Origin of the sequence: Nonomuraea rhodomycinica (assembly GCF_013363995.1) — a bacterium.
Taxonomy (GTDB): domain Bacteria; phylum Actinomycetota; class Actinomycetes; order Streptosporangiales; family Streptosporangiaceae; genus Nonomuraea; species Nonomuraea rhodomycinica.
In genome coordinates this window covers 555379-573717 of the sequence record NZ_JABWGO010000001.1, presented here as the reverse complement: position 1 = coordinate 573717, position 18339 = coordinate 555379, and the positions used below count along the sequence as shown (strand labels likewise).

Annotated in this window: 18 protein-coding genes; 11 read left to right on the top strand and 7 right to left on the bottom strand. The window is 74.2% G+C overall.

Annotated features, from left to right (window positions below; all coding sequences use genetic code 11):
* Positions 1-21 precede the first annotated feature (21 nt).
* From HT134_RS02750 to HT134_RS02730, 5 genes are all read right to left on the bottom strand, one after another.
* Complete coding sequence (locus tag HT134_RS02750) at positions 22-2217, bottom strand: choice-of-anchor J domain-containing protein (RefSeq protein ID WP_175598647.1); 2196 nt, start codon at positions 2215-2217, stop codon at positions 22-24.
* 175 nt (positions 2218-2392) lie between these two features.
* A complete protein-coding gene (locus HT134_RS02745) occupies positions 2393-3451 on the bottom strand; it encodes a hypothetical protein (RefSeq protein ID WP_175598646.1) in 1059 nt (352 codons plus the stop codon).
* Complete coding sequence (locus HT134_RS02740; RefSeq protein ID WP_175598645.1) at positions 3448-3936, bottom strand: SigE family RNA polymerase sigma factor; 489 nt, start codon at positions 3934-3936, stop codon at positions 3448-3450. Before HT134_RS02740 ends, HT134_RS02745 begins: the two co-directional genes overlap by 4 nt.
* A gap of 123 nt (positions 3937-4059) precedes the next feature.
* Complete coding sequence (locus HT134_RS02735; RefSeq protein WP_175598644.1) at positions 4060-5028, bottom strand: adenylate/guanylate cyclase domain-containing protein; 969 nt, start codon at positions 5026-5028, stop codon at positions 4060-4062.
* 152 nt (positions 5029-5180) lie between these two features.
* Positions 5181-5954, bottom strand: a complete 774-nt coding sequence (locus HT134_RS02730; RefSeq protein WP_175598643.1) for a FadR/GntR family transcriptional regulator — start codon at positions 5952-5954, stop codon at positions 5181-5183.
* A 98-nt stretch (positions 5955-6052) separates the two neighbouring features.
* On the opposite strand from HT134_RS02730, the gene HT134_RS02725 reads away from it, so the two are divergent.
* The 8 genes from HT134_RS02725 to HT134_RS02690 are packed head-to-tail and all read left to right on the top strand — an operon-like array spanning position 6053 to position 14773.
* A complete protein-coding gene (locus HT134_RS02725; protein ID WP_175598642.1) occupies positions 6053-7543 on the top strand; it encodes an ABC transporter substrate-binding protein in 1491 nt (496 codons plus the stop codon).
* A complete protein-coding gene (locus HT134_RS02720) occupies positions 7540-8487 on the top strand; it encodes an ABC transporter permease (RefSeq protein WP_175598641.1) in 948 nt (315 codons plus the stop codon). The genes HT134_RS02725 and HT134_RS02720 overlap by 4 nt, the downstream gene beginning before the upstream one ends.
* Positions 8484-9335: an ABC transporter permease gene (locus HT134_RS02715; RefSeq protein ID WP_175598640.1), complete on the top strand. Its 852-nt coding sequence runs from the start codon at positions 8484-8486 to the stop codon at positions 9333-9335. Before HT134_RS02720 ends, HT134_RS02715 begins: the two co-directional genes overlap by 4 nt.
* The gene (locus HT134_RS02710) at positions 9329-10273 is read left to right on the top strand and encodes an ABC transporter ATP-binding protein (RefSeq protein ID WP_175598639.1); all 945 of its coding nucleotides are present in this window, start codon (positions 9329-9331) and stop codon (positions 10271-10273) included. The genes HT134_RS02715 and HT134_RS02710 overlap by 7 nt, the downstream gene beginning before the upstream one ends.
* Positions 10242-11114: an ATP-binding cassette domain-containing protein gene (locus HT134_RS02705; protein WP_175598638.1), complete on the top strand. Its 873-nt coding sequence runs from the start codon at positions 10242-10244 to the stop codon at positions 11112-11114. Before HT134_RS02710 ends, HT134_RS02705 begins: the two co-directional genes overlap by 32 nt.
* On the top strand, positions 11111-12292 hold the full coding sequence (locus HT134_RS02700) for a M20 family metallopeptidase (protein WP_175598637.1): 1182 nt from the start codon (positions 11111-11113) through the stop codon (positions 12290-12292). Before HT134_RS02705 ends, HT134_RS02700 begins: the two co-directional genes overlap by 4 nt.
* A 43-nt stretch (positions 12293-12335) precedes the next feature.
* The gene (locus tag HT134_RS02695; RefSeq protein WP_312887931.1) at positions 12336-13340 is read left to right on the top strand and encodes a P1 family peptidase; all 1005 of its coding nucleotides are present in this window, start codon (positions 12336-12338) and stop codon (positions 13338-13340) included.
* The gene (locus tag HT134_RS02690) at positions 13337-14773 is read left to right on the top strand and encodes an aldehyde dehydrogenase family protein (protein ID WP_312887930.1); all 1437 of its coding nucleotides are present in this window, start codon (positions 13337-13339) and stop codon (positions 14771-14773) included. Before HT134_RS02695 ends, HT134_RS02690 begins: the two co-directional genes overlap by 4 nt.
* Here HT134_RS02690 and HT134_RS02685 read toward each other — a convergent pair.
* Complete coding sequence (locus HT134_RS02685; protein WP_175598636.1) at positions 14760-15362, bottom strand: TetR/AcrR family transcriptional regulator; 603 nt, start codon at positions 15360-15362, stop codon at positions 14760-14762. The two genes, HT134_RS02690 and HT134_RS02685, sit on opposite strands and share 14 nt — an antisense overlap.
* 64 nt (positions 15363-15426) lie before the next feature.
* Here HT134_RS02685 and HT134_RS02680 point away from each other — a divergent pair, with 64 nt between their 5' ends.
* Entirely contained in the window at positions 15427-15831 is a 405-nt protein-coding gene (locus tag HT134_RS02680; RefSeq protein ID WP_175598635.1) for a nuclear transport factor 2 family protein, read from the top strand.
* Positions 15832-15908: 77 nt separating this feature from the next.
* Here HT134_RS02680 and HT134_RS02675 read toward each other — a convergent pair whose 3' ends face one another.
* Positions 15909-16679, bottom strand: coding sequence for an SDR family oxidoreductase (locus HT134_RS02675; RefSeq protein ID WP_175598634.1), 771 nt, complete (start codon positions 16677-16679; stop codon positions 15909-15911).
* Between the two features lie 78 nt (positions 16680-16757).
* Here HT134_RS02675 and HT134_RS02670 point away from each other — a divergent pair, with 78 nt between their 5' ends.
* On the top strand, positions 16758-17387 hold the full coding sequence (locus HT134_RS02670) for a TetR/AcrR family transcriptional regulator (RefSeq protein WP_175598633.1): 630 nt from the start codon (positions 16758-16760) through the stop codon (positions 17385-17387).
* Between the two features lie 53 nt (positions 17388-17440).
* The gene (locus HT134_RS02665; protein ID WP_175598632.1) at positions 17441-18337 is read left to right on the top strand and encodes a maleylpyruvate isomerase N-terminal domain-containing protein; all 897 of its coding nucleotides are present in this window, start codon (positions 17441-17443) and stop codon (positions 18335-18337) included.
* Positions 18338-18339: the final 2 nt, after the last annotated feature.

The window sequence follows — 18339 nt, the reverse complement described above, 5'->3', positions numbered from 1 at the left end:
CCCTCACGGGTCACCCCGGCGTCACGGCTGCGCCGCGCCGCCCGGCTGGGTGACGCCGTTCACCTTCAGCGTGTACGGCGCGTACTGCCCGACCTGCTCGGTCGGATCGTCGTAGGCCACGATCGCGACCACCTTCGGGAACGGCGTCATCACCGCGAGCTGCAGCCGGTTGAGCGTGATCGTGCGCCGCCCGTCGGACTCCAGCTGCAGCGCCACCTGGTGCTTGTCGTCCAGGCCGACGAGGCGGACGTTCCAGTTGGCGACCGGCGTCGGGTAGATCTCCGTCGGCGAGTCGAACGGCTCCAGGCTCGACCCGTCGCTCACCGCCGTCCCGCCGACCGTGACGTCGTCGATCTTCCAGCCGCCCTCGTTGACGCCGCCGTCGCTGACGTACCGGAAGCCGAGCAGGACCTCCTTGCCCGCGTAGGCGGCCAGCGAGTAGGTGTGCGGCTGGAAGCCGGTGGTGGTGCCGTTGACCGCCGGACCGAGCGGGCCCGTCACCGTGCGGTCGCCGGCGATCGCGGTGTAGGTCGCCCCGCCGTCCGTCGAGACGACCACGTAGCCGTAGTCGAACCCGGCCTCCGCCCCGTACTTGGCCAGGAAGCGCAGCGTCGGGTCCGCGGCCGGGACCGTCAGCTTGGTCACGGCGGCGGCGTCGAGGTTGCTGGCGTTGCCCGACCAGAGCACCGGGTTGCCCGAGCGGTCCGGGTCGTCGGAGACGACGGTCCAGGCCAGCGGCTGCGGCGGCAGCGTCTTGGCGCCCTCGAACGACAGCGACCGCAGGTCGGCGCCGCGCAGCACCTTGCCGTCCGCCTTCTGCAGCGGCACGTGGTCGGCGCCGTTCGGCGCGGCCCCGGCGGTCTTGTACGCGGCGGGGTTGTCCAGGTTGACCGTGGAGCGCAGGCTCGCGGTCGTCACCCGCTTCTTCGGCACGCCGAGCATCACGCCCCGGGCCGACTCGCCGACGACCTTGTCCACCAGCGTCATCGTCTGGTAGTCGTGGATCACCTGGTACATGTTCTTCACGCCGCGCGCCTCCAGCGCCGCCCGCAGGCTGGCCAGTCCCTGCAGGTCGCCGTCGCGGTGCAGCCGGCTCATGAAGTCCGTGCCGTACCTGTCGTACAGGAACAGCATGAACGAGTACGCGTTGCCGTAGTCGGCGAGCACCCCGCTGGCGTCGGCGCCCTCGCCCCACAGGTTCAGCGAGTTCTCCGGCCCGCCGCAGTCACGCGGGTTGGTGTTGTACGGGCTCTGCACGGTGCCGAAGCCCTGGAAGCAGAAGATGTGGCTGTCGGCGCCCCGGTCGAAGACGGTGGCCTGGGCGTCGGCGTACCCGGTGATGGTCTGCGCGAAGTCCGACAGGCCCTCGTTCATCCAGGTGGTCTCGAGGGGGTCGGTGTAGTAGTGGGCAAGGTGCTGCCACTCGTGCGCGAACGTCTTCTCGTACTGGCGGGGCCGCGCCGGCCGCGAGGTGCACAGGTCGGCCGTGGGCTCGTCCGGCGGGTTGGCGCCGGTGCGGTGCAGCCAGTCGAACGCGTCGATCGTCATGACGTTGCGGTCGAGCAGCTCGTTGAACTGCGCGGAGAAGAATCCGGCGATGTAGGTCGGGGCGGCCGGGAACTGGTAGTAGTTGTCGTCCCTGACGTTGTCGACGAGGGTCACGGTGCGGTTGCCCGCGCCGGTGTAGACGCCGCCGTTGCCGTTGGCGTCCGGGCCGAGGACGGCGTTGGTGCCGTCGCGGTCCGGCGGCCGGCTGAAGGCCGCGGTCTCCTTCGGGTACATGTTGGTGTCGAACTCGCGCGCGAGGTCGGCCACCTGGGCGTCGGTGATCTGCGTGCTGCTCGGGATCTGCGCGCGGCAGTCGCCGGCCGGGAAGGCCAGGTCGTTGGCGACCCAGACCTCGATGTTCGCGCCGACGGCGCGCAGCGTGTAGTCCTTGCGGTAGAGCCGGCCGTTGAAGTCGTCCATGCCGAGCCACTGCCGCACGGTGCCGACCGGCGGCGTGTCCGCGGCCTCGGCCCTGACACTGGGCTTGGCCTTGTACGCGGAGGGCACCTTGACGGGCTTGCCGTCGAGGGTGAAGTCCTTGCGGGTGAGCTCCCGCACGTCCGACGGCGCCGGGGCCTTCGGCGCGGCCTCCGCGGTGGCGGGAAGGGCCGTGAGGAGGGGTAAGGCGAGGAGCGTGGCTGCGAGCCCGATGATCCGGTGGCGCGCCATGGAACCCCCTTTTGTGGGTGTTGCCCGGGTTTGTTGGGGTGACATGCCGTTATCACCCGGGGCCGTGGGGGCGCGCAAGCCGATCAGTTGCCAACAACCGCCGGGTGATTTCGTGCTCGCGCGCCCTCCACGCCGCTCGCCGGGACCGCTCCAGGGGCCCCTCCCCGCGCCGCGCCTAACGCCGGAAGAGCCCCACCGACCAGCGGACCGGCCGGCCCTCGGCCGGCGACTGCATGGACAACGTCACGGTGATCGTCACCGTCTTCCCCTTGGGGACCTCGAACAGGCTCAAGGCCATGGGGAACGGGCCCTTCTCCCACACGCCGCACGCGCTGCTCGAGCCGGTGCTCTTGCCGTCGATCGCGTAGCTGAACCACAGGCGGCCGGCGAGGTCGCCGGTGCAGACCGGGTCGAGGCCGACCGGGCGGCCGTCGCCGCGCACGCGGAACGTCAGGGACTTCTCAGCCGGCCAGGTGCCGCTCCGGGTGTCCGCCAGCTTCCAGCCGGCGCTCTTGCGGGGGAGCGGCCTGAGCGCGGCGGGCTCGGCCGGCGGGTCCGGGGGCGTCCACTCGTAGACGGCCAGGCTCCAGGGGACACGGAACTCCTTCACCTGGCGGCAGGCGCCCTTGGGGTCGGGCCGCGTGCACCCCCAGCCGTGCGTGGTCGTGTCGAAGGTGATCGTGACCCGGTCCGCGCCCGCGGGCAGGACCATCGCCTGAAGCTGGAGCTGGTGCGGGAACCCGCGCCGGCAGGAGAGGCCGCTCCTGCCCGTCGGCCGTCCGTCGACGCGGATCTGGACGCCGGGGTTCGCTTCTCCCTGGGGGGTGCACACCCCGGCCACGTCCAGCGGCTTGCCCGTGACGGGGACGGTGACCGTGGCCTTCCTGCTCCCCGTCATCCCGATCGAGGTCAGGGCCAGGCGACGGTAGACGGTGCCGTCGGGCGCGGTGAAGGTCTCCGGCAGCTTCGGCGTGGGGGTGCCCTCGGGCGCGGCCGAGGTGGCGGCGGGGGCCACAGCCACCGTCGTGTCGCCGCGCTGATCGGGCCCGCCGGGCACGACCACGACGCCCAGCACGGCGACCACGGCGGCCGCGGCGGTCCCGGCCGCCATGAGCCGCCGGCGCAGCCGGATCCGGCCGATGCGGGCCCGCACCTGGTCGTGGCGGGCGGGGTTGGGCGGGGGAGCGGCGTCGCCGTGCTCGCGCAGGACGTCCCGCAGATCGCGTACGGTCATCGGGAGACCTCCTCCAGGATCGATTCGTCCACACGCAGCTTGGCCAGGGCCTTCGCGGTCTGGCTCTTGACCGTCCCGGTCCCGCAGCCGAGCGTGTGCGCCACCTCGGCCACCGGCAGGTCCTCGTAGAAGCGCAGCACGATGACCGCGCGCTGCCGGGCCGGCAGGCGGCCGACCGCCCGCCACAGCGACTCGCGGTCGCCGGCGCGCTCGGCGCCGCCGTCCACGGGCGTGTCCGGCAGGTCGTCGCTGGGCAGCTCGCGCCGCCACCTGCGCCGCCACCACGAGGTGTACGTGGTGACCAGCACCCGGCGCACGTACGCCTCCGGGTCCTGCACGCCGGGCCAGGCGAACCACGCCTTGGCCAGGGACTCCTGCAGCAGGTCCTCCGCCAGCGCCCAGTCGCGGGTCAGCAGGTAGGCCGTGCGTAACAGGCGGTCCGACCGCGCCTGCACGAATGCCTCATAGATCGCCCTGTCCGCCACCAGTCCGCCTCCCGCCGGCGCGGCGCGCCGTACGTGTGTCCTGCGGCCCTCCGGGTGAGGGCCACTGCGGCTAGTGACGCATCGACGCGCCCGCCCGGTTGCCCGGCCGGGCACCGCGGAGCATCAGCGGGCGCGGCCCGCGCGCGCGATCGCGAACGGCGCCAGCTCGCCCAGCCCGCGCACCGACAGCCGGTTGACCGGGCGCAGCTCGAAGGCGCGGTCGCCCTCCAGCTCCTCGGCCATCTCCGGGTCGGCCAGGATGGTGCCGGGCCGGGCCAGCGCCGTGAGCCTGCTGGCCAGGTTGACCGTCGTGCCGAACACGTCGCCCATCCGCCAGATCACCGGCCCCGCGGCCAGCCCGACGCGCAGCTCCGGCATGCCGCGGACCTTGGCGTGCGTCTCCAGCAGCCGCAGCCCGATCTCGGCGCTCTCGTGCGCCTTGCCCGAGACGAACAGCACCGAGTCGCCGAGCGTCTTGACCACCCGGCCGCCGGAGGAGGTCACGACGTCGGCCGAACGGCCCTCGAAGCGGTCGACCAGCGTGGCCAGCTCCCGCTCGGTGATCTGCCGGCTCAGCCGGGTGAACCCGACGAGGTCGGCGAAGCCGACGGCCAGCCGGACCGCGCCGTGGTCCTGGTCGACCATGCGCCCGGCCGCGGCGGCGAGCTGGCGCTGCCACGAGTAGACGAGCAGCCGCGCGAGCGGGGGCACCACCCGGTCGGCCCGGCGGCGCCAGGCGCGGGCCCGCTCGGCCAGCGGCACGCCCGCCTGGTCCAGCTCCTCGACGCCGAGCTGCGCCTGCGACTCGGCCAGGCGTGTGGTGGCCCGGCCCAGCGAGCGGGCGATGAGCAGCACGTGCTCCTCGTCGTAGGCGCCGGAGGAGACCATGCCGAGCAGGGTCTTCAGCGCCTCCACGTCGGAGTCGGTGAACTCCACGGCGTCGTCGGCCACGTTCGGGAAGCCGAGCGCGCGCCAGAACCGGCGCGCGCGGTAGACCGGCACCCCGGCCATCTCCGCGACCTGGTGGCTGGTGTAGCGACGGGGCTCGCGCAGGAACGCCTCGACGAGCCCGTCCGAATCCTCGCGAGCCACGGCTGCAAGATACACCGTTAACGGCAGATAGCGCGTCCAAATCCCAAGGTGATCGGACGTGTCCCGCTCCATCCCGATCGCCCGAGGAGGTCGGTCCGGCGCGGCGCGGGCCTCCTCCGGCGCGGCGCCGGCCCCTCCGGCGGGGGGTGGGCCTACTCCGGCGCGGAGTGCGGCTGGTCCAGCAGGGCGCGCAGCGCGGGGCGCTCGGCCGCCGGCACGTACCCGGCGTAGTAGTCGTACATCGTCCGCCGCGCCAGCCGCGCCGCGAGCGGGCCGTCGCCGTCGCGGACGGCGGCCAGCACCTCCTCGTGGTGGCGGATGCTGCGCCGCATGAGCGCCTCCCGGTCGGGCGCGTCGGCGAGCCGGTCGGCCACCAGGCCGAGCACGATCGAGCGCACCACCTCGACGCAGATCTGGATGAGCTTGTTGCCGCTGGCGCGCGCCACCGCGTCGTGGAAGGCCAAATCGGCGGCGCTGAACTCGTCGTAGCCCCGCGTGACCGCCTCCCGCATCCGCTCGATGGCCGCCTCCATCTCGGCGAGCTGGCCGGGGGTGCGCAGCCGGGCCGCCAGCAGGTTCGCCGACCCGTCGAGCACCATCCTGAACTGCACCAGCTCACCCAGCGACAGGCCCTCGACCCGGGCCAGCGAGGCCATGGACCTCTGCAGCGCGTCCGGGCTGAACGGCAGGACCTCGGCGCCGTTGGGGTCGCCGGGACGCGAGCGCACCAGGCCGCGCGCCTGGAGCACGCGCAGCGCCTCGCGCACCGTGGACCGGCTGACCGAGAACTGGCCCATCAGGTCGCGCTCGCTCGGCAGCCGCTGCCCGGGGGACAGGGCGCCGCTCTCGATGGCCTCCTCGACCTGCTCCACGATCCGCTCATAGGCGCGTACGGTGCGCACCGGCTCGAAGCGTGGACCACTCATGAAGCCCCCTTGACCTGAGCCGTCGTCGGCTGGCAGTGTGCGTAGCCTACTGGTCCGACCAGTGCACTAGCCAGGGCTATCAGCCAGGAGGCTTGAACATGAGGCGCATCGGCATCTGGATCGCCCTGGGCGGTCTCCTGCTGGGCACAGCGGCGTGCGGCGGCGGCTCCGGCGGCCGTTCCGGCGGGACGGCGGCGAAGGAGTCGCTGTCGGTCGGGTTCGTGGCCGAGCCGGCCAATCTCGACTTCACCTCCACCGAGGGCGCCGCGATCCCCCAGGCGCTGCTCGTCAACGTCTACGAGGGCCTGGTCAAGCTCGACCAGGACGGCAAGATCCAGCCGCTGCTGGCCGAGAAGTGGGACGTCTCGCCCGACCGCAGGACCTACACCTTCACCCTCCGCAAGAACGTCACCTTCACCAGCGGGGCCCCGTTCACGGCCGACGACGTCGTCTTCTCCCTCGGCCGCGTGCGGACGGACTGGAAGCTGAAGATCAAGACGCAGCTCGACGTCATCGACAAGGTGGACAAGAAGGACGACACCACGGCGGTCGTCACGCTCAAGCGCCCGAGCAACGGCTTCCTGTACGCGCTGGCCACCCGGCTCGGCGCGATGTTCAGCCGCACCGGCGTCGCCGACCTGGCCAACAAGCCCGTCGGCACCGGCCCCTACCAGCTCGGCGTCTGGAAGCGGGGCGACTCGATCCGGCTCGACGCCAACCCGAAGTACTGGGGGACCAAGCCGGCGGTGAGCGCCGTGACGCTGAAGTACTTCAAGGACGCCACGGCCATGAACAACGCGCTGCTGACCGGCGGCATCGACGTCATCTCCAGCGTCCAGGCGCCCGAGTCGCTGCAGCAGTTCGCCGACCCCAACCGGTTCACCACGGTCGAGGGCACCACCAACGGCGAGGTGGTGCTGTCGATGAACAACGGGCGGCCGCCGTTCGACGACAAGAAGGCGCGCCAGGCCGTCCGGTACGCGATCGACCACAAGGCGCTGCTCGACACGGCCTGGGCCGGGCGCGGCAAGCTGATCGGCTCCATGGTCCCGCCCACCGACCCCTGGTACGAGGACCGCACCGGCGACTACCCGTACGACCCCGCCAAGGCCAAGGAGCTGCTCGGCGGCAAGACGTACACGGTCAAGATGCGCATCCCCAACCTGCCGTACGCCGTGGCCTCGGCCCAGGTGGTCAAGTCGCAACTCGCGCAGGTGGGCATCACGGCCGACATCGAGCCGCTGGAGTTCCCGGCCCGCTGGCTGGACGTGGTGTTCAAGCAGGGCGACTACGACATGTCCATCATCAACCACGTCGAACCCCGCGACATGGGCATATTCGCCGACAAGTCGTACTACTTCAGGTACGACAACCCCGAGTTCGGCAAGCTCCTCGCCTCCGCCGACGAGGGCAGCGAGCAGCAGCAGAGCGACGACCTCAAGCAGGCCGCCAAGCTGCTGTCCGACGACGCCGCCGCCGACTGGCTGTTCCTGTTCCCCAACCTGATCGTGGCCAGGAAGGGCGTCACCGGGCTGCCCCAGAACGCCATCGCCGAGTCCTTCGACTTCACCGGGCTCGCCAAGCAGTGATCGTCTACCTGCTCAAGCGGCTGGCGGTGCTCCTCGCGAGCGTCGCCGCCGCGGGCGTGGCGGTCTTCGCGTTCATGGCCGTGCTGCCCGGCGACCCGGCCGAGATCGCGCTCGGCGTCAACGCCACGCCCGAGGCGGTCGCCGAGCTGCGCGCCCGCTTCGGCACCGACCGGCCGCCCGTCACCCAGTTCCTCGACTGGTTCGGCGGGCTGGCCCACGGCGACTTCGGCACCTCCTACGTCACCAGCTCGCCCATCGGCCCGCAGATCGCCGACCGCCTCGGCGTGACCGTGGTGCTCGTGCTCGGCGGCATGGTGGTGGCGCTGCTCGTCGCCGTCCCGGCCGGCACGTTCGCCGCCGTCCACCACCGCGACCCGCTCGGCGCGGCCATCAGCGCGGCCAGCCAAGTCGGCATCGCGATCCCCGCGTTCCTCGCGGGCATCCTGCTGGTGTTCGTCTTCGCGGTGAAGGCGCAGGCGCTGCCGTCGGGCGGCTACGTGCCGATCGCCGACGACCCCGCCGAGTGGCTGCGGAGCCTGCTGCTGCCGTGGCTGTCGCTCGGCCTCGTGCAGGGCGCCGTCCTCACCCGGTACGTGCGCAGCGCCGTGCTCGACGTGATGCGCGAGGACTACCTGCGCACGGCCCGCGCCAAGGGCCGCGGCCGCATGGGCGCGCTGTGGCGGCACGGCCTGCGCAACGCCTCCATCCCCGTGGTCACCGTGCTCGGCCTCCAGCTCGCCACCCTGCTGATCGGCGCCGTGGTGGTGGAGCGGGTGTTCGTCATCCCCGGGCTCGGCGACCTGCTGCTCAACGGCGTGGCCGGGCGCGACCTGCTGCTCGTCCAAGGGGTGGTGATGGTGCTGGTGGCCGCCGTCCTGCTGATCAACTTCGTGGTGGACGTCTGCTACGCCGTCCTCGACCCCCGGCTGCGGGGCGCCCGATGAGCGGCCGGCGGCTCAACCTGGGCCTGGTCACCGGCGGCGCGCTGGTCGGCGTCGTCGTGGCCGCCGCGCTCGTGTCCTTCGTGTGGACGCCGCACGACCCCACCCTCGTCGACGCGGCCGGCAAGCTGCGCGAGCCCGGCGGCGGCTACCTGCTCGGCGCCGACAAGTTCGGCCGCGACACGCTCAGCCAGCTCATGGTCGGCGCCCGCACCACGCTCTACGTGGGGGTGGTGGCCGTGGGCATCGCCGCCGTCGTCGGCACGCCGCTGGGCGTGGCCGCCGGCATGGCGCCCCGCTCGCGCGGCTGGCTGTCGGAGCTCATCATGCGGGTCAACGACCTGGTGTTCGCGTTCCCGGCGCTGCTGCTGGCCGTCATGCTCGGCGCCGTCTACGGGGCGGGCACGCTGACCGCGATGATCGCGATCGGGGTGGCCACCGTGCCCGCGTTCGCCCGGGTGGCCAGGGCGGCGACGATGCAGGTCATGGTGACCGACTACGTGCTCGCGGCGCGCGCGGCCGGCCGCCGCGGCCCGGCCATCGCGATGCGGCACGTGCTGCCGAACATCGGCTCGCTGCTCATCGTCCAGGCGTCGGTGTCGTTCGCCATCGCCATCCTGGCCGAGGCGGCGCTGTCGTTCCTCGGCTTCGGCACCCGCCCGCCCACGCCGTCGTGGGGACGCATGCTCCAGGAGTCGCAGGAGCTGCTGTTCTCCACGCCCCGCCTGGCCCTGTGGCCGGGCCTGGCCATCGCGCTGGCCGTCCTCGGCTTCAACCTGCTCGGCGACGGCCTGCGCGACCACCTCGACCCGAAGCTGAGGAGTGCCCGTGGTCAGGAGGAGCCGTGCTGACGGTTGAGGGCTTGAGCGTGCGGGCCGACGACCTGGAGCTGGTGCGCGAGGTGTCGTTCGGCATCGGGCCGGGCGAACGGGTCGGCCTCATCGGCGAGTCGGGCTCCGGCAAGTCGCTGACCGCGCTCGCGCTCATGGGGCTGCTGCCCGACGGCGTCACCGCGTCCGGCACGGCCCGGCTGGGCGGTCGCGACCTGGTGGGCGTGCCCGAGCGGCGGCTGAAGGACCTGCGCGGCCGTACGGTGTCGATGGTCTTCCAGGAGCCGATGACCGCGCTGAACCCGCTCATGCGGGTCGGCGCGCAGGTCGCCGAGGTCATGACGCTGCACGGCGTCGCCGCGGGCCGCGCCCGCGAGCGCGCCGCCGAGCTGCTCGGCCGGGTCCGCCTGCCCGACCCGGAGCGGATCGCCCGCTCCTACCCGCACCAGCTCTCCGGCGGCCAGCGCCAGCGCGTCATGCTCGCCATCGCCCTGGCCAACGAGCCCGACCTGCTCATCTGCGACGAGCCGACCACCGCGCTCGACGTGACCGTGCAGAAGCAGATGCTGGAGCTCATCGCCGAGGTCGCGCCCGCGCTGCTGTTCATCACGCACGACCTCGCCGTCGTCGCCTCGCTCTGCGAGCGGGTGCTGGTCATGTACGGCGGGCGGGTCGTCGAGAGCGGGCCCCTGCGCGAGGTGTTCAAGCATCCCCGCCACCGCTACACCGAGGGCCTGCTGGCCGCCTCCCGGCTGGCGCCGCGCGGCACCCGCCTGGCCACCATCCCCGGCGCCGTGCCCGCCGCCGGACGCTTCCCCGGGGGCTGCGTGTTCCGCGACCGCTGCGCCCACGCCACCGAGACCTGCGCGACCGCCCCGGCGCTGACCGACCCCGACCTGACGGGCCCGGAGCCGAGAGGAGACGGCCATGCCTTCGCATGCTGGCACCCCCGCCGCTGACCCCGCGCGCATCACCGCCGGCGCCCCAGCCACCGCCGGCGCCGCTGACCCCGTCCGCGAGCCGCTGATCGAGGTGCGCGACCTCACCCGCGTCTACCGCCGCCCCCGCACCTCCCTCACCCGCCCCGGCGAGGCCGTGCACGCGCTCAAGGGCGTCTCGCTGACCGTCCACCGCGGCGAGCGGTTCGGCATCGTGGGCGAGTCGGGCTCGGGCAAGTCCACCCTGCTGCGCCTCATCTGCGCCCTCGACCGGCCCACCAGCGGCTCCGTCGCCTTCGCCGGCCGGGAGGTGGCGGGCCTGCCGGAGCGGTCGCTGCGCTTCCTGCGGCGCAGCCTCCAGATCGTCTTCCAGGACCCGATGAGCTCCCTCGACCCGCGCATGCGGGTGCGCGACCTCGTCGCCGAACCGCTCGTGGCGCTCGGCGAGCCCGTCGGCGGCCGGGTCGCCGAGCTGCTGGACGCGGTCGGCCTGCCCGCCTCGGCGGCCGGCCGCTACCCGCACCAGTTCTCCGGCGGGCAGCGCCAGCGCATCGCGATCGCCCGCGCGCTCGCCCCCCGCCCCGAGGTGCTCGTCGCCGACGAGCCGGTCAGCGCCCTCGACGTGTCGGTACGCGGCCAGATCCTCAACCTGCTCGCCGACCTGGCCGACGAGCTGGGGCTCACCCTCGTCTTCGTCTCGCACGACCTGGCCGTGGTCCGGCACCTGTGCGAGAGCGTCGCGGTCGTCCACGACGGGCTGATCGTGGAGTCCGGCCCGGTGGACGACGTCTGGGAGGCGCCGGGCCATCCGTACACGCGGGCGCTGCTGGCGGCCGTACCGACCCTGGAGGGACTGCTGTGATCGACGTCGACGCCCGGGGAGTCGTGGAGTTCACCCAGGCGCTGGTGCGCATCCCCAGCACCAACGACCCGGCGCGCGGACGCTGCGAGCGGCCGGCCGCCGAGCTGGTCGAGGCCAGGATGCGCGAGTGGGGCTGGGAGCCGCGCGTCTACGAGGTCGAGCCCGGACGGCCCAACGTGGTGGCCGTCGTCGAGGGCGGCGGCGGTGACGGGCCGACCCTCATGTTCGAGGGGCACACCGACGTGGTGACCGAGGGCGACCTGTCGAGCTGGACCGTGGACCCGTTCGGCGGCGAGATCCGCGACGGGAAGCTGTGGGGCCGGGGCAGCGCCGACATGAAGTCCGGCCTGGCCGCCGCCCTCTACGCGACGCGGGCGCTCCAGCTCGCCGGGCCGTTCCCCGGACGGATCAAGGTGTGCGCGCTGGCCGACGAGGAGGGCCTGATGATCGGCGCCCACCACTTCGTCGCCGAGGGGCTGGCCGCCGACGTCGACGGCGCGATCGTGGCCGAGCCGGAGGCGGGCGAGATCTGCGCGGTCGCCAAGGGCGCGCTGCGGCTGCGCGTGGACCTCACCGGCAGGATGGCGCACGGCGCGATGCCCCAGCACGGCCGCAACCCCATCCAGGCCGTGGGCGAGCTGCTCGTGGGGCTGCGCTCCCTGGAGAAGGAGCTCCAGGCGGCGCATCCCGCGCACGAGCACCTGGGTGAGGTGTACGTGACGCCGACCGTGGTGCGGGCGGGCACCGAGGAGCAGGTCAACGTCATCCCGGCGGTCGCGTCGGTCTTCGTGGACGTGCGGACCGTCCCCGGGCTGGCGCACGAGGACGTCGCCGCCCGGGTGCGGGAGCTGGCCTCCCATGACGGGATCGCGGCCGAGGTGTCGGTGCTGGTGGACCGGCCGCCGGTCGAGGTGCCCCTGGACGACCCCGTGGTCGTGGCGCTGGCCGGCGCGCACCGGGCCGTCACCGGCGAGGAGCCCGTCTACGGGGGTGTGCCCGGCTCGACCGACGGCACCGTCCTGACGCACTGGGGCGGCGTGCCGTCCGTGGTGTACGGGCCGGGCGGCAAGTGGATCGCCCACCAGGCCGACGAGTACGTCGAGGTGGAGGAGATCGTGCGCTGCGCCCGCGTCTTCGCCGAGGCCGCCCGCCGCTTCCTGACCGGGAGCGCCTCGTGAGCCGGGCTCCGGGAGCCGCGCGGCCCGCCGCCGGGAGGCGGCCGTGAAGGCGGGGCGGGCCAACGCCCTGGTGGACGTCGCCGGGCTGCGCGTCGGGCACGCCGAGCGGGTCGGCGGCGGCTACCGCACCGGCACGACCGTCGTGCTCGCGCCCCCGGGCGGCATGGTCGCCGGGGTGGACGTGCGCGGCGCCGCGCCGGGCACCCGCGAGACCGAGCTGCTCGACCCGCGCAACCTCGTCGAACGGGTCCACGCGATCACGCTCACCGGAGGCAGCGCGTACGGCCTGAGCGCCACCTGCGGCGTCATGGAGCGGCTGGCCGACGCCGGGATCGGCTTCCCCGTCGAGGGCGGCGTCGTGCCCATCGTGCCCGCCGCCGTCATCTACGACCTCGGGCGCGGCGGCCGGTTCCGCGCCGTGCCGGACGCCGCGCTGGGCGCCGCCGCCTACGACGCCGCCTCGGCCGCCGAGGCGCGCAGCGGGTCGGTCGGCGCGGGCGCCGGCGCCGTGGCGGGCGGGCTGGCCGGAGGCGTCGGCACGGCCAGCGCCGTGCTGCCCTCGGGGGTGACCGTGGCCGCGCTGGCCGTGGTCAACGCCGCCGGTTCGGTGCTCGACCCGGGCCGCGCCTTCCTGTCCGGCACCCGGTACGGCCTGCCCGGCGAGTTCGGGCCGCTGCGTGAGCCGTCGGCCGCGGAGTCCGACGCCTGGCGGCCGGCCGCCGTCACCTCGTTCAACACCACGATCGGCGTCGTCGCCACCGATCTGACCCTGACCAAGGCGCAGTGCGGCAAGCTGGCCGGCGTCGCCCACGACGGGCTGGCCCGGGCGATCCGGCCGGCCCACACCATGGTCGACGGCGACACCGTCTTCGGGCTGGCCACCTGCGGCGAGCCCGCGCCGGACCCCGGCGGGCTGCAGGACGTGCTCGCCGCCGGGGCCGACGTGTTCAGCCGGGCCGTGGCGCACGCCATGCTCGCCGCGACCGGCCGCGAGGGCGCGCCCGCGTACCTCGACGTGTTTCCCAGCGCTCTAGGGGGAGTGGCGTGACGGTGGACGAACTCGACGGGGCGTGGCCGTCCGGGCTGCCCGTGGGCGACGGATGGGTGGAGACGGACCAGGCGCGCGAGGTCGTCTTCCCCTACGACGGCTCGGTGGTGGCGAGCTCGCCGGTCGGCACGCCGGAGCTGGCCCGGCGCGCCGTGGAGGAGGCGCTCGCGGTGGCGCCCGCCATGGCCGCGCTGCCCTCGCACGCCCGCCGCGCCGCGCTCATGGGCGCGCACGACGCGCTCGCGGCCCGCCGGGAGGAGGTCGAGCGGCTGCTCGTGCTGGAGACCGGCAAGCCGCTGGTGGACTGCCGGGTGGAGGTGGCGCGCACGCTGGTCACGCTCGCGACGGCGGCCGAGGAGGTGGCCCGGCTGCACGGCGAGACGGTGCCGCTCGACCTGCTGCCCTCGGGCGAGGGGCTGGTCGGGTTCTGGACGCGGCGGCCGATCGGCGTGGTGGTCGGCATCACCGGCTTCAACTACCCGCTGCTGCTGGCCGCCCACAAGATCGCTCCCGCGGTGGCCGCGGGCTGCCCCGTGATCGTCAAGCCGGCCCCCGCGACGCCGCTGGCCACGCTCTGGCTGGTGCACCTGCTGCGCGCGGCGGGCGGGCTGCCCCCGGCGGGGGTGCAGCTGGTCACCGGTGACGTCGAGGTCGGGCGGACGCTGGTGGAGGACCGGCGGATCGGCGCGGTGTCGTTCACCGGCTCGGCCGCCGCCGGCCACGCCATCGCGCGGGCCGCCGCGCCCACCAAGGTGCTGCTGGAGCTGGGCTCGAACGCCGCGCTCGTGGTGGCCGCCGACGCCGATCTGGAGGCCGCCGCCGACGCGGTGGTGCGGGGCGGCTACTACGCCTCCGGCCAGGCGTGCATCTCGGTGCAGCGGGTGCTGGTGGAGGAGCCGGCGCGCGAGGCGTTCGTGGCGCTGCTGGCCGAGCGGGTCAAGGACGTCGTCGCGGGCGACCCGCGCTCGCCGGAGACGAGGGTGGCGCCGCTGATCGACCCGGCCGCCACCGAGCGCGTGCTCGGCTGGGTGCGGGAGTCGGGCGGCACGCTGGTCACCGGCGGGGTCCGCGACGGCCGGGCCATCGCGCCGACGGTGCTGACGGACGTGCCGGACGGGGCCGCCGCGTGGGACGAGGAGATCTTCGGCCCGGTCGTGTGCGTGCGCTCCGTGCCGGACCTCGACGCCGCCTTCGCCGCGGTCAACGCCTCCCGGTACGGGCTGCACGCCGCGGTCTTCACCCGTTCCCTGGCCACCGCGTTCGCGGCGATCGACCGCATCGAGGCCGGGGGCGTGGTGGTCAACGACGTGCCGGGGTTCCGGGCGGACAACATGCCGTACGGGGGCGTCAAGGACTCGGGCGCCGGGCGGGAGGGCCCCCGCTTCGCCATCGAGGAGCTCACGGTCACCCGCATGGCGATCATCCGCCCCTGACCGGGCCTTCCGCGGTCGTCCCCTCCTCCGGCGCGGGCTCCAGCACGGCCCGGCAGGCGCGGGCCACCAGCTCGTCGACCAGCGGGGGAGGGGGCTGCCGGGCCAGCAGGTGGCGCCGCACGGCGCCGTAGGGCAGGTCGACCACGGCGAAGACCAGCCGCTCGCGCCCCACGCCGGGAAGGCGGGCGGCGCACACGTCGAGCGCCGCCGACAGGCCGGTGTTGACCCCCTCCAGCTCGCCGGCCAGCTCGCCGGGCCACCGGGCGACCAGCTCCCGGCGGTGGAGCAGCACTGTCGCGGCCTCGGCCAGGTGGTCGCGGCACCAGCGCGGGGTGTGCAGGGCGGCCGCCTCCACGTCCCCCGCCGCCAGCGCCTCGATCACGCCGTGCTGGAAGCGGCGCACGCCGCGCAGCCACAGCGCGGCCATCAGCAGGTCGCGCGAGGCGAAGCGATGGTAGATCGAGCCGGTCGGGGCGCCCAGCCGCCCGGCGATGGCGGCCATGGTGGCCGCGGCGGGCCCCTCCTCGGCGGTGATCGCCGTCGCCGCGTCCAGGATCAGGTCCTCGGTGAACTTGCCCGGCCTTCCCACCCGCCGCCTCCCGTGATATTAGATGACTGATTCTAGAATCTACCATCTAAAAAGGGAGAGTGGCATGAGCCGGTCCACCGAGATCGTCCAGCGCTTCTACCAGGCGACGCAGGCGCGTGACGGAGCCGGGATCCTCGCGATCCTGCATCCCGCGTTCGAGGCCCGTACCGCCCCCGGCCTGCCGTGCGGCGCCGGCGGCTGCTTCCACGGCCCGCGGGAGGCGATGGCGGGGATCTGGGGCCCGATCGACGCCGCGTTCGACACCGCCCCGTACGCCGAGACGTGGCACGAGGCCACCGACGGCACCGTCGTCGTCACGGGCGCCTACCGGGGCGTGGCCCGCTCCACCGGCCGGGCGTACGAGGCCGAGTTCGTCCACCTGTGGGAGGTCGCCGACGGCCGGATCAGCCGCCTGCACCAGTACACCGACACGGCGCGCTGGCACGAGGCCCTCTCCCCGGCCGCCTGAGGCCGCCCCGGGAGAGCGCCTGGGGCCGCCTCCGGAGAGCGGGCCCGGCCGCTCCTTCCCGGTCCGGCCGGGCGACGTCACAGGCCGGAGCCGCCCGTGGCGTCCACGACGCGGCCCGTCACCCAGCGGGCGTCGTCGGAGGCGAGGAACGCGACGACGTCCGCGATGTCGTCCGGCCGCCCCACGCGGCCGAGCGCCGCCACCGACGCGGCGCGCTCCCACGCCTCCGGGTCGCCGCGCAGCCAGCTCGCGTTGACGTCGGTGTCCACGATGCCGGGCGCGACCGAGTTGACCGTGATGCCGCGCGGCCCGAGCGCCTTGGCCAGGTTGAGGGTGAACGTGTCGAGCGCCCCCTTGGTGGAGCTGTAGGCGATGATCTCGGGCATCGCGATGCGGGCGGCGCCGCTGGAGACGTTGACGATCCGGCCGCCGTCGCGCAGCCGGCCGAGCCCTTCCTTGACGATGAAGAACGGCGCCCGCACGTTCACCGCGAACACCCGGTCGAACTCCTCCTCGCTCAGCCCGCCCAGGTCGGAGCTGGTCGCGACGGCCGCGTTGTTGACGATGACGTCCACGCCGCCGCCGGGCGCGAACTCCTCGACCGCGGCGTCGAACGCCTCCCACAGCGCCGCCGCGTCGCCGTGCCGGCCCAGCTCGGCCCGGATCGCGAACGCCCGGCCGCCGTCCTTGCGGATCCGGGCGACCACCTCCTCGGCGGAGGCGGTGTCCCGGGCGTAGGCCACGGCCACCACCGCGCCGTCCCGGCCCAGCCGCTCCGCGACGGCCCGGCCGATGCCCCTGCTGCCGCCGGTGACCAGCGCGACCTTCCCGGCAAGACTCCTGCTCATGGTGCTCTCCATTTCTTGAGTAATCGCTCAAGAAAGAACCTAGCACGATTTGTTGAGTGGTCGCTCTACAATGGAGGCATGACGACGGGCACAGGGGCGGCCCCCGGCCGGCGGGCGGCGCGGGGCAGGCCGCGGGGGTTCGACCGCGACGCGGCGCTCGCCGCCGCCACGCTGCTGTTCTGGCAGCGCGGGTACGAGGCCACCTCGGTCGGCGAACTGACCGAGGCGATGGGCATCCGGCCGGGCAGCCTGTACGCCGCCTTCGGCGACAAGAAGGCCCTGTTCAGGGAGGCCGTGGCCGCCTACGGCCGCTCGCCGGTCGGCGCGTTCATGGGCGTGGCGCTGGAGGAGGAGCCCACCGCGCGGGGCGCGTTCGCCCGCATCCTGCGCGAGGCCGCCGCGATCTACTCCGACCCGGCGCACCCCGCCGGGTGCCTGACCATCTGCGCCGCCACCAACGTGGGCGTCGAGGACGAGGAGGTGGCGGCGTTCCTGCGCGAGCTGCGCAACGCCAACCTGGTCACCTTCGAGGCGCGGCTGCGCGCCGCCCAGCGGGACGGCGAGCTGCCGGAGGAGGCCGACCCCCGCGCCCTGGCGGCCTACTTCGCGACGATCATCCAGGGCATGTCCCAGCGCTCCCGCGACGGCGCGACGGCGGCCGAGCTGGCCGCCACGGCCGAGCTGGCCCTCGCGGCCTGGCCCGCCTGAGACGGGCGGCCCGGCGGGTTCAAGGGCGGGGCGACCGGGGGAACAGTGGAGTCATGGATCATGTCGCCCACTTCCACCGCGAGATCACGGCGTTCCGCGCCGCGGCGTCCCGAGCGGCCGCCATGGACGAGGCGCCCCTGGTGCCGTCCTGCCCCGGCTGGTCCGTGGCGGACCTGGTCGTCCACCTGGGCGGGGTGCACCGGGGGCTGACCCGCGTCATCGAGGACAGGCTGCCCGGCTTACCCGACCTGGGCGACCTGTCCTTCCTCCGGTTGCCCGCCGACCTCACGGGCTGGCCGCTCCCCGAGAACGCGCCCAACCGCGGCCCGATCCCGCGCGGGCTCCTCGAGTGGTTCGCCGAAGGGGCCGCGCTGCTGGAGGAGTCGTTCAGGGCGCACGACCCCGGCACGCCCGCGTGGACCTGGTCGGCGGAGCGGAACGTCGGCTTCTGGGCGCGGATGCAGGCCATCGAGGCGGCCGTGCACCGGTGGGACGCCGAGAACGCGCTCGGCGCGGCCGGTCCCGTGGACCCCGAGCAGGCCGCCGACGCCGTGACGCAGACCTTCCAGATCATGGCGCCGGCCCGGCGCGGCTGGACGCAGGCGCCCCCGGGCGCGGGGGAGCGGTACCGCTTCCGGCGGACCGACGGCTCCGGGGTGTGGACGGTCCGTTTCGACGCCGACGACCTCCATCTGAGCACGAGCCCGCCGGGGACCGCCGAGGCGGGGCCCGCCACCGACGGTGCCGGGAGCGACGCCACCGCCGCCTCTGCCACCGCCTCTGCCACCGTCGGTCCTGACACCGACGCCGGCCCGGTCGGCGTGGAGCTGGCGGGGACGGCGTCGGACCTCATGCTCTACCTGTGGCGGCGGATCCCCGCCGACCGGCTGGAGGTCCGCGGCGACCCGCGGCTCCTGGAGCGCTACTTCGTCCTGGTCCCGCCCGTGTGAGC

What these genes read in the sequence shown, in the direction of transcription:
- HT134_RS02750 (WP_175598647.1), bottom strand. Translation starts at nt 2,217, where the DNA reads ATGGCGCGCCACCGGATCATCGGGCTCGCAGCCACGCTCCTCGCCTTA.
- HT134_RS02745 (WP_175598646.1), bottom strand. Translation starts at nt 3,451, where the DNA reads ATGACCGTACGCGATCTGCGGGACGTCCTGCGCGAGCACGGCGACGCC.
- HT134_RS02730 (WP_175598643.1), bottom strand. Translation starts at nt 5,954, where the DNA reads ATGAGTGGTCCACGCTTCGAGCCGGTGCGCACCGTACGCGCCTATGAG.
- HT134_RS02725 (WP_175598642.1), top strand. Translation starts at nt 6,053, where the DNA reads ATGAGGCGCATCGGCATCTGGATCGCCCTGGGCGGTCTCCTGCTGGGC.
- HT134_RS02715 (WP_175598640.1), top strand. Translation starts at nt 8,484, where the DNA reads ATGAGCGGCCGGCGGCTCAACCTGGGCCTGGTCACCGGCGGCGCGCTG.
- HT134_RS02705 (WP_175598638.1), top strand. Translation starts at nt 10,242, where the DNA reads ATGCCTTCGCATGCTGGCACCCCCGCCGCTGACCCCGCGCGCATCACC.
- HT134_RS02680 (WP_175598635.1), top strand. Translation starts at nt 15,427, where the DNA reads ATGAGCCGGTCCACCGAGATCGTCCAGCGCTTCTACCAGGCGACGCAG.
- HT134_RS02675 (WP_175598634.1), bottom strand. Translation starts at nt 16,679, where the DNA reads ATGAGCAGGAGTCTTGCCGGGAAGGTCGCGCTGGTCACCGGCGGCAGC.
- HT134_RS02670 (WP_175598633.1), top strand. Translation starts at nt 16,758, where the DNA reads ATGACGACGGGCACAGGGGCGGCCCCCGGCCGGCGGGCGGCGCGGGGC.
- HT134_RS02665 (WP_175598632.1), top strand. Translation starts at nt 17,441, where the DNA reads ATGGATCATGTCGCCCACTTCCACCGCGAGATCACGGCGTTCCGCGCC.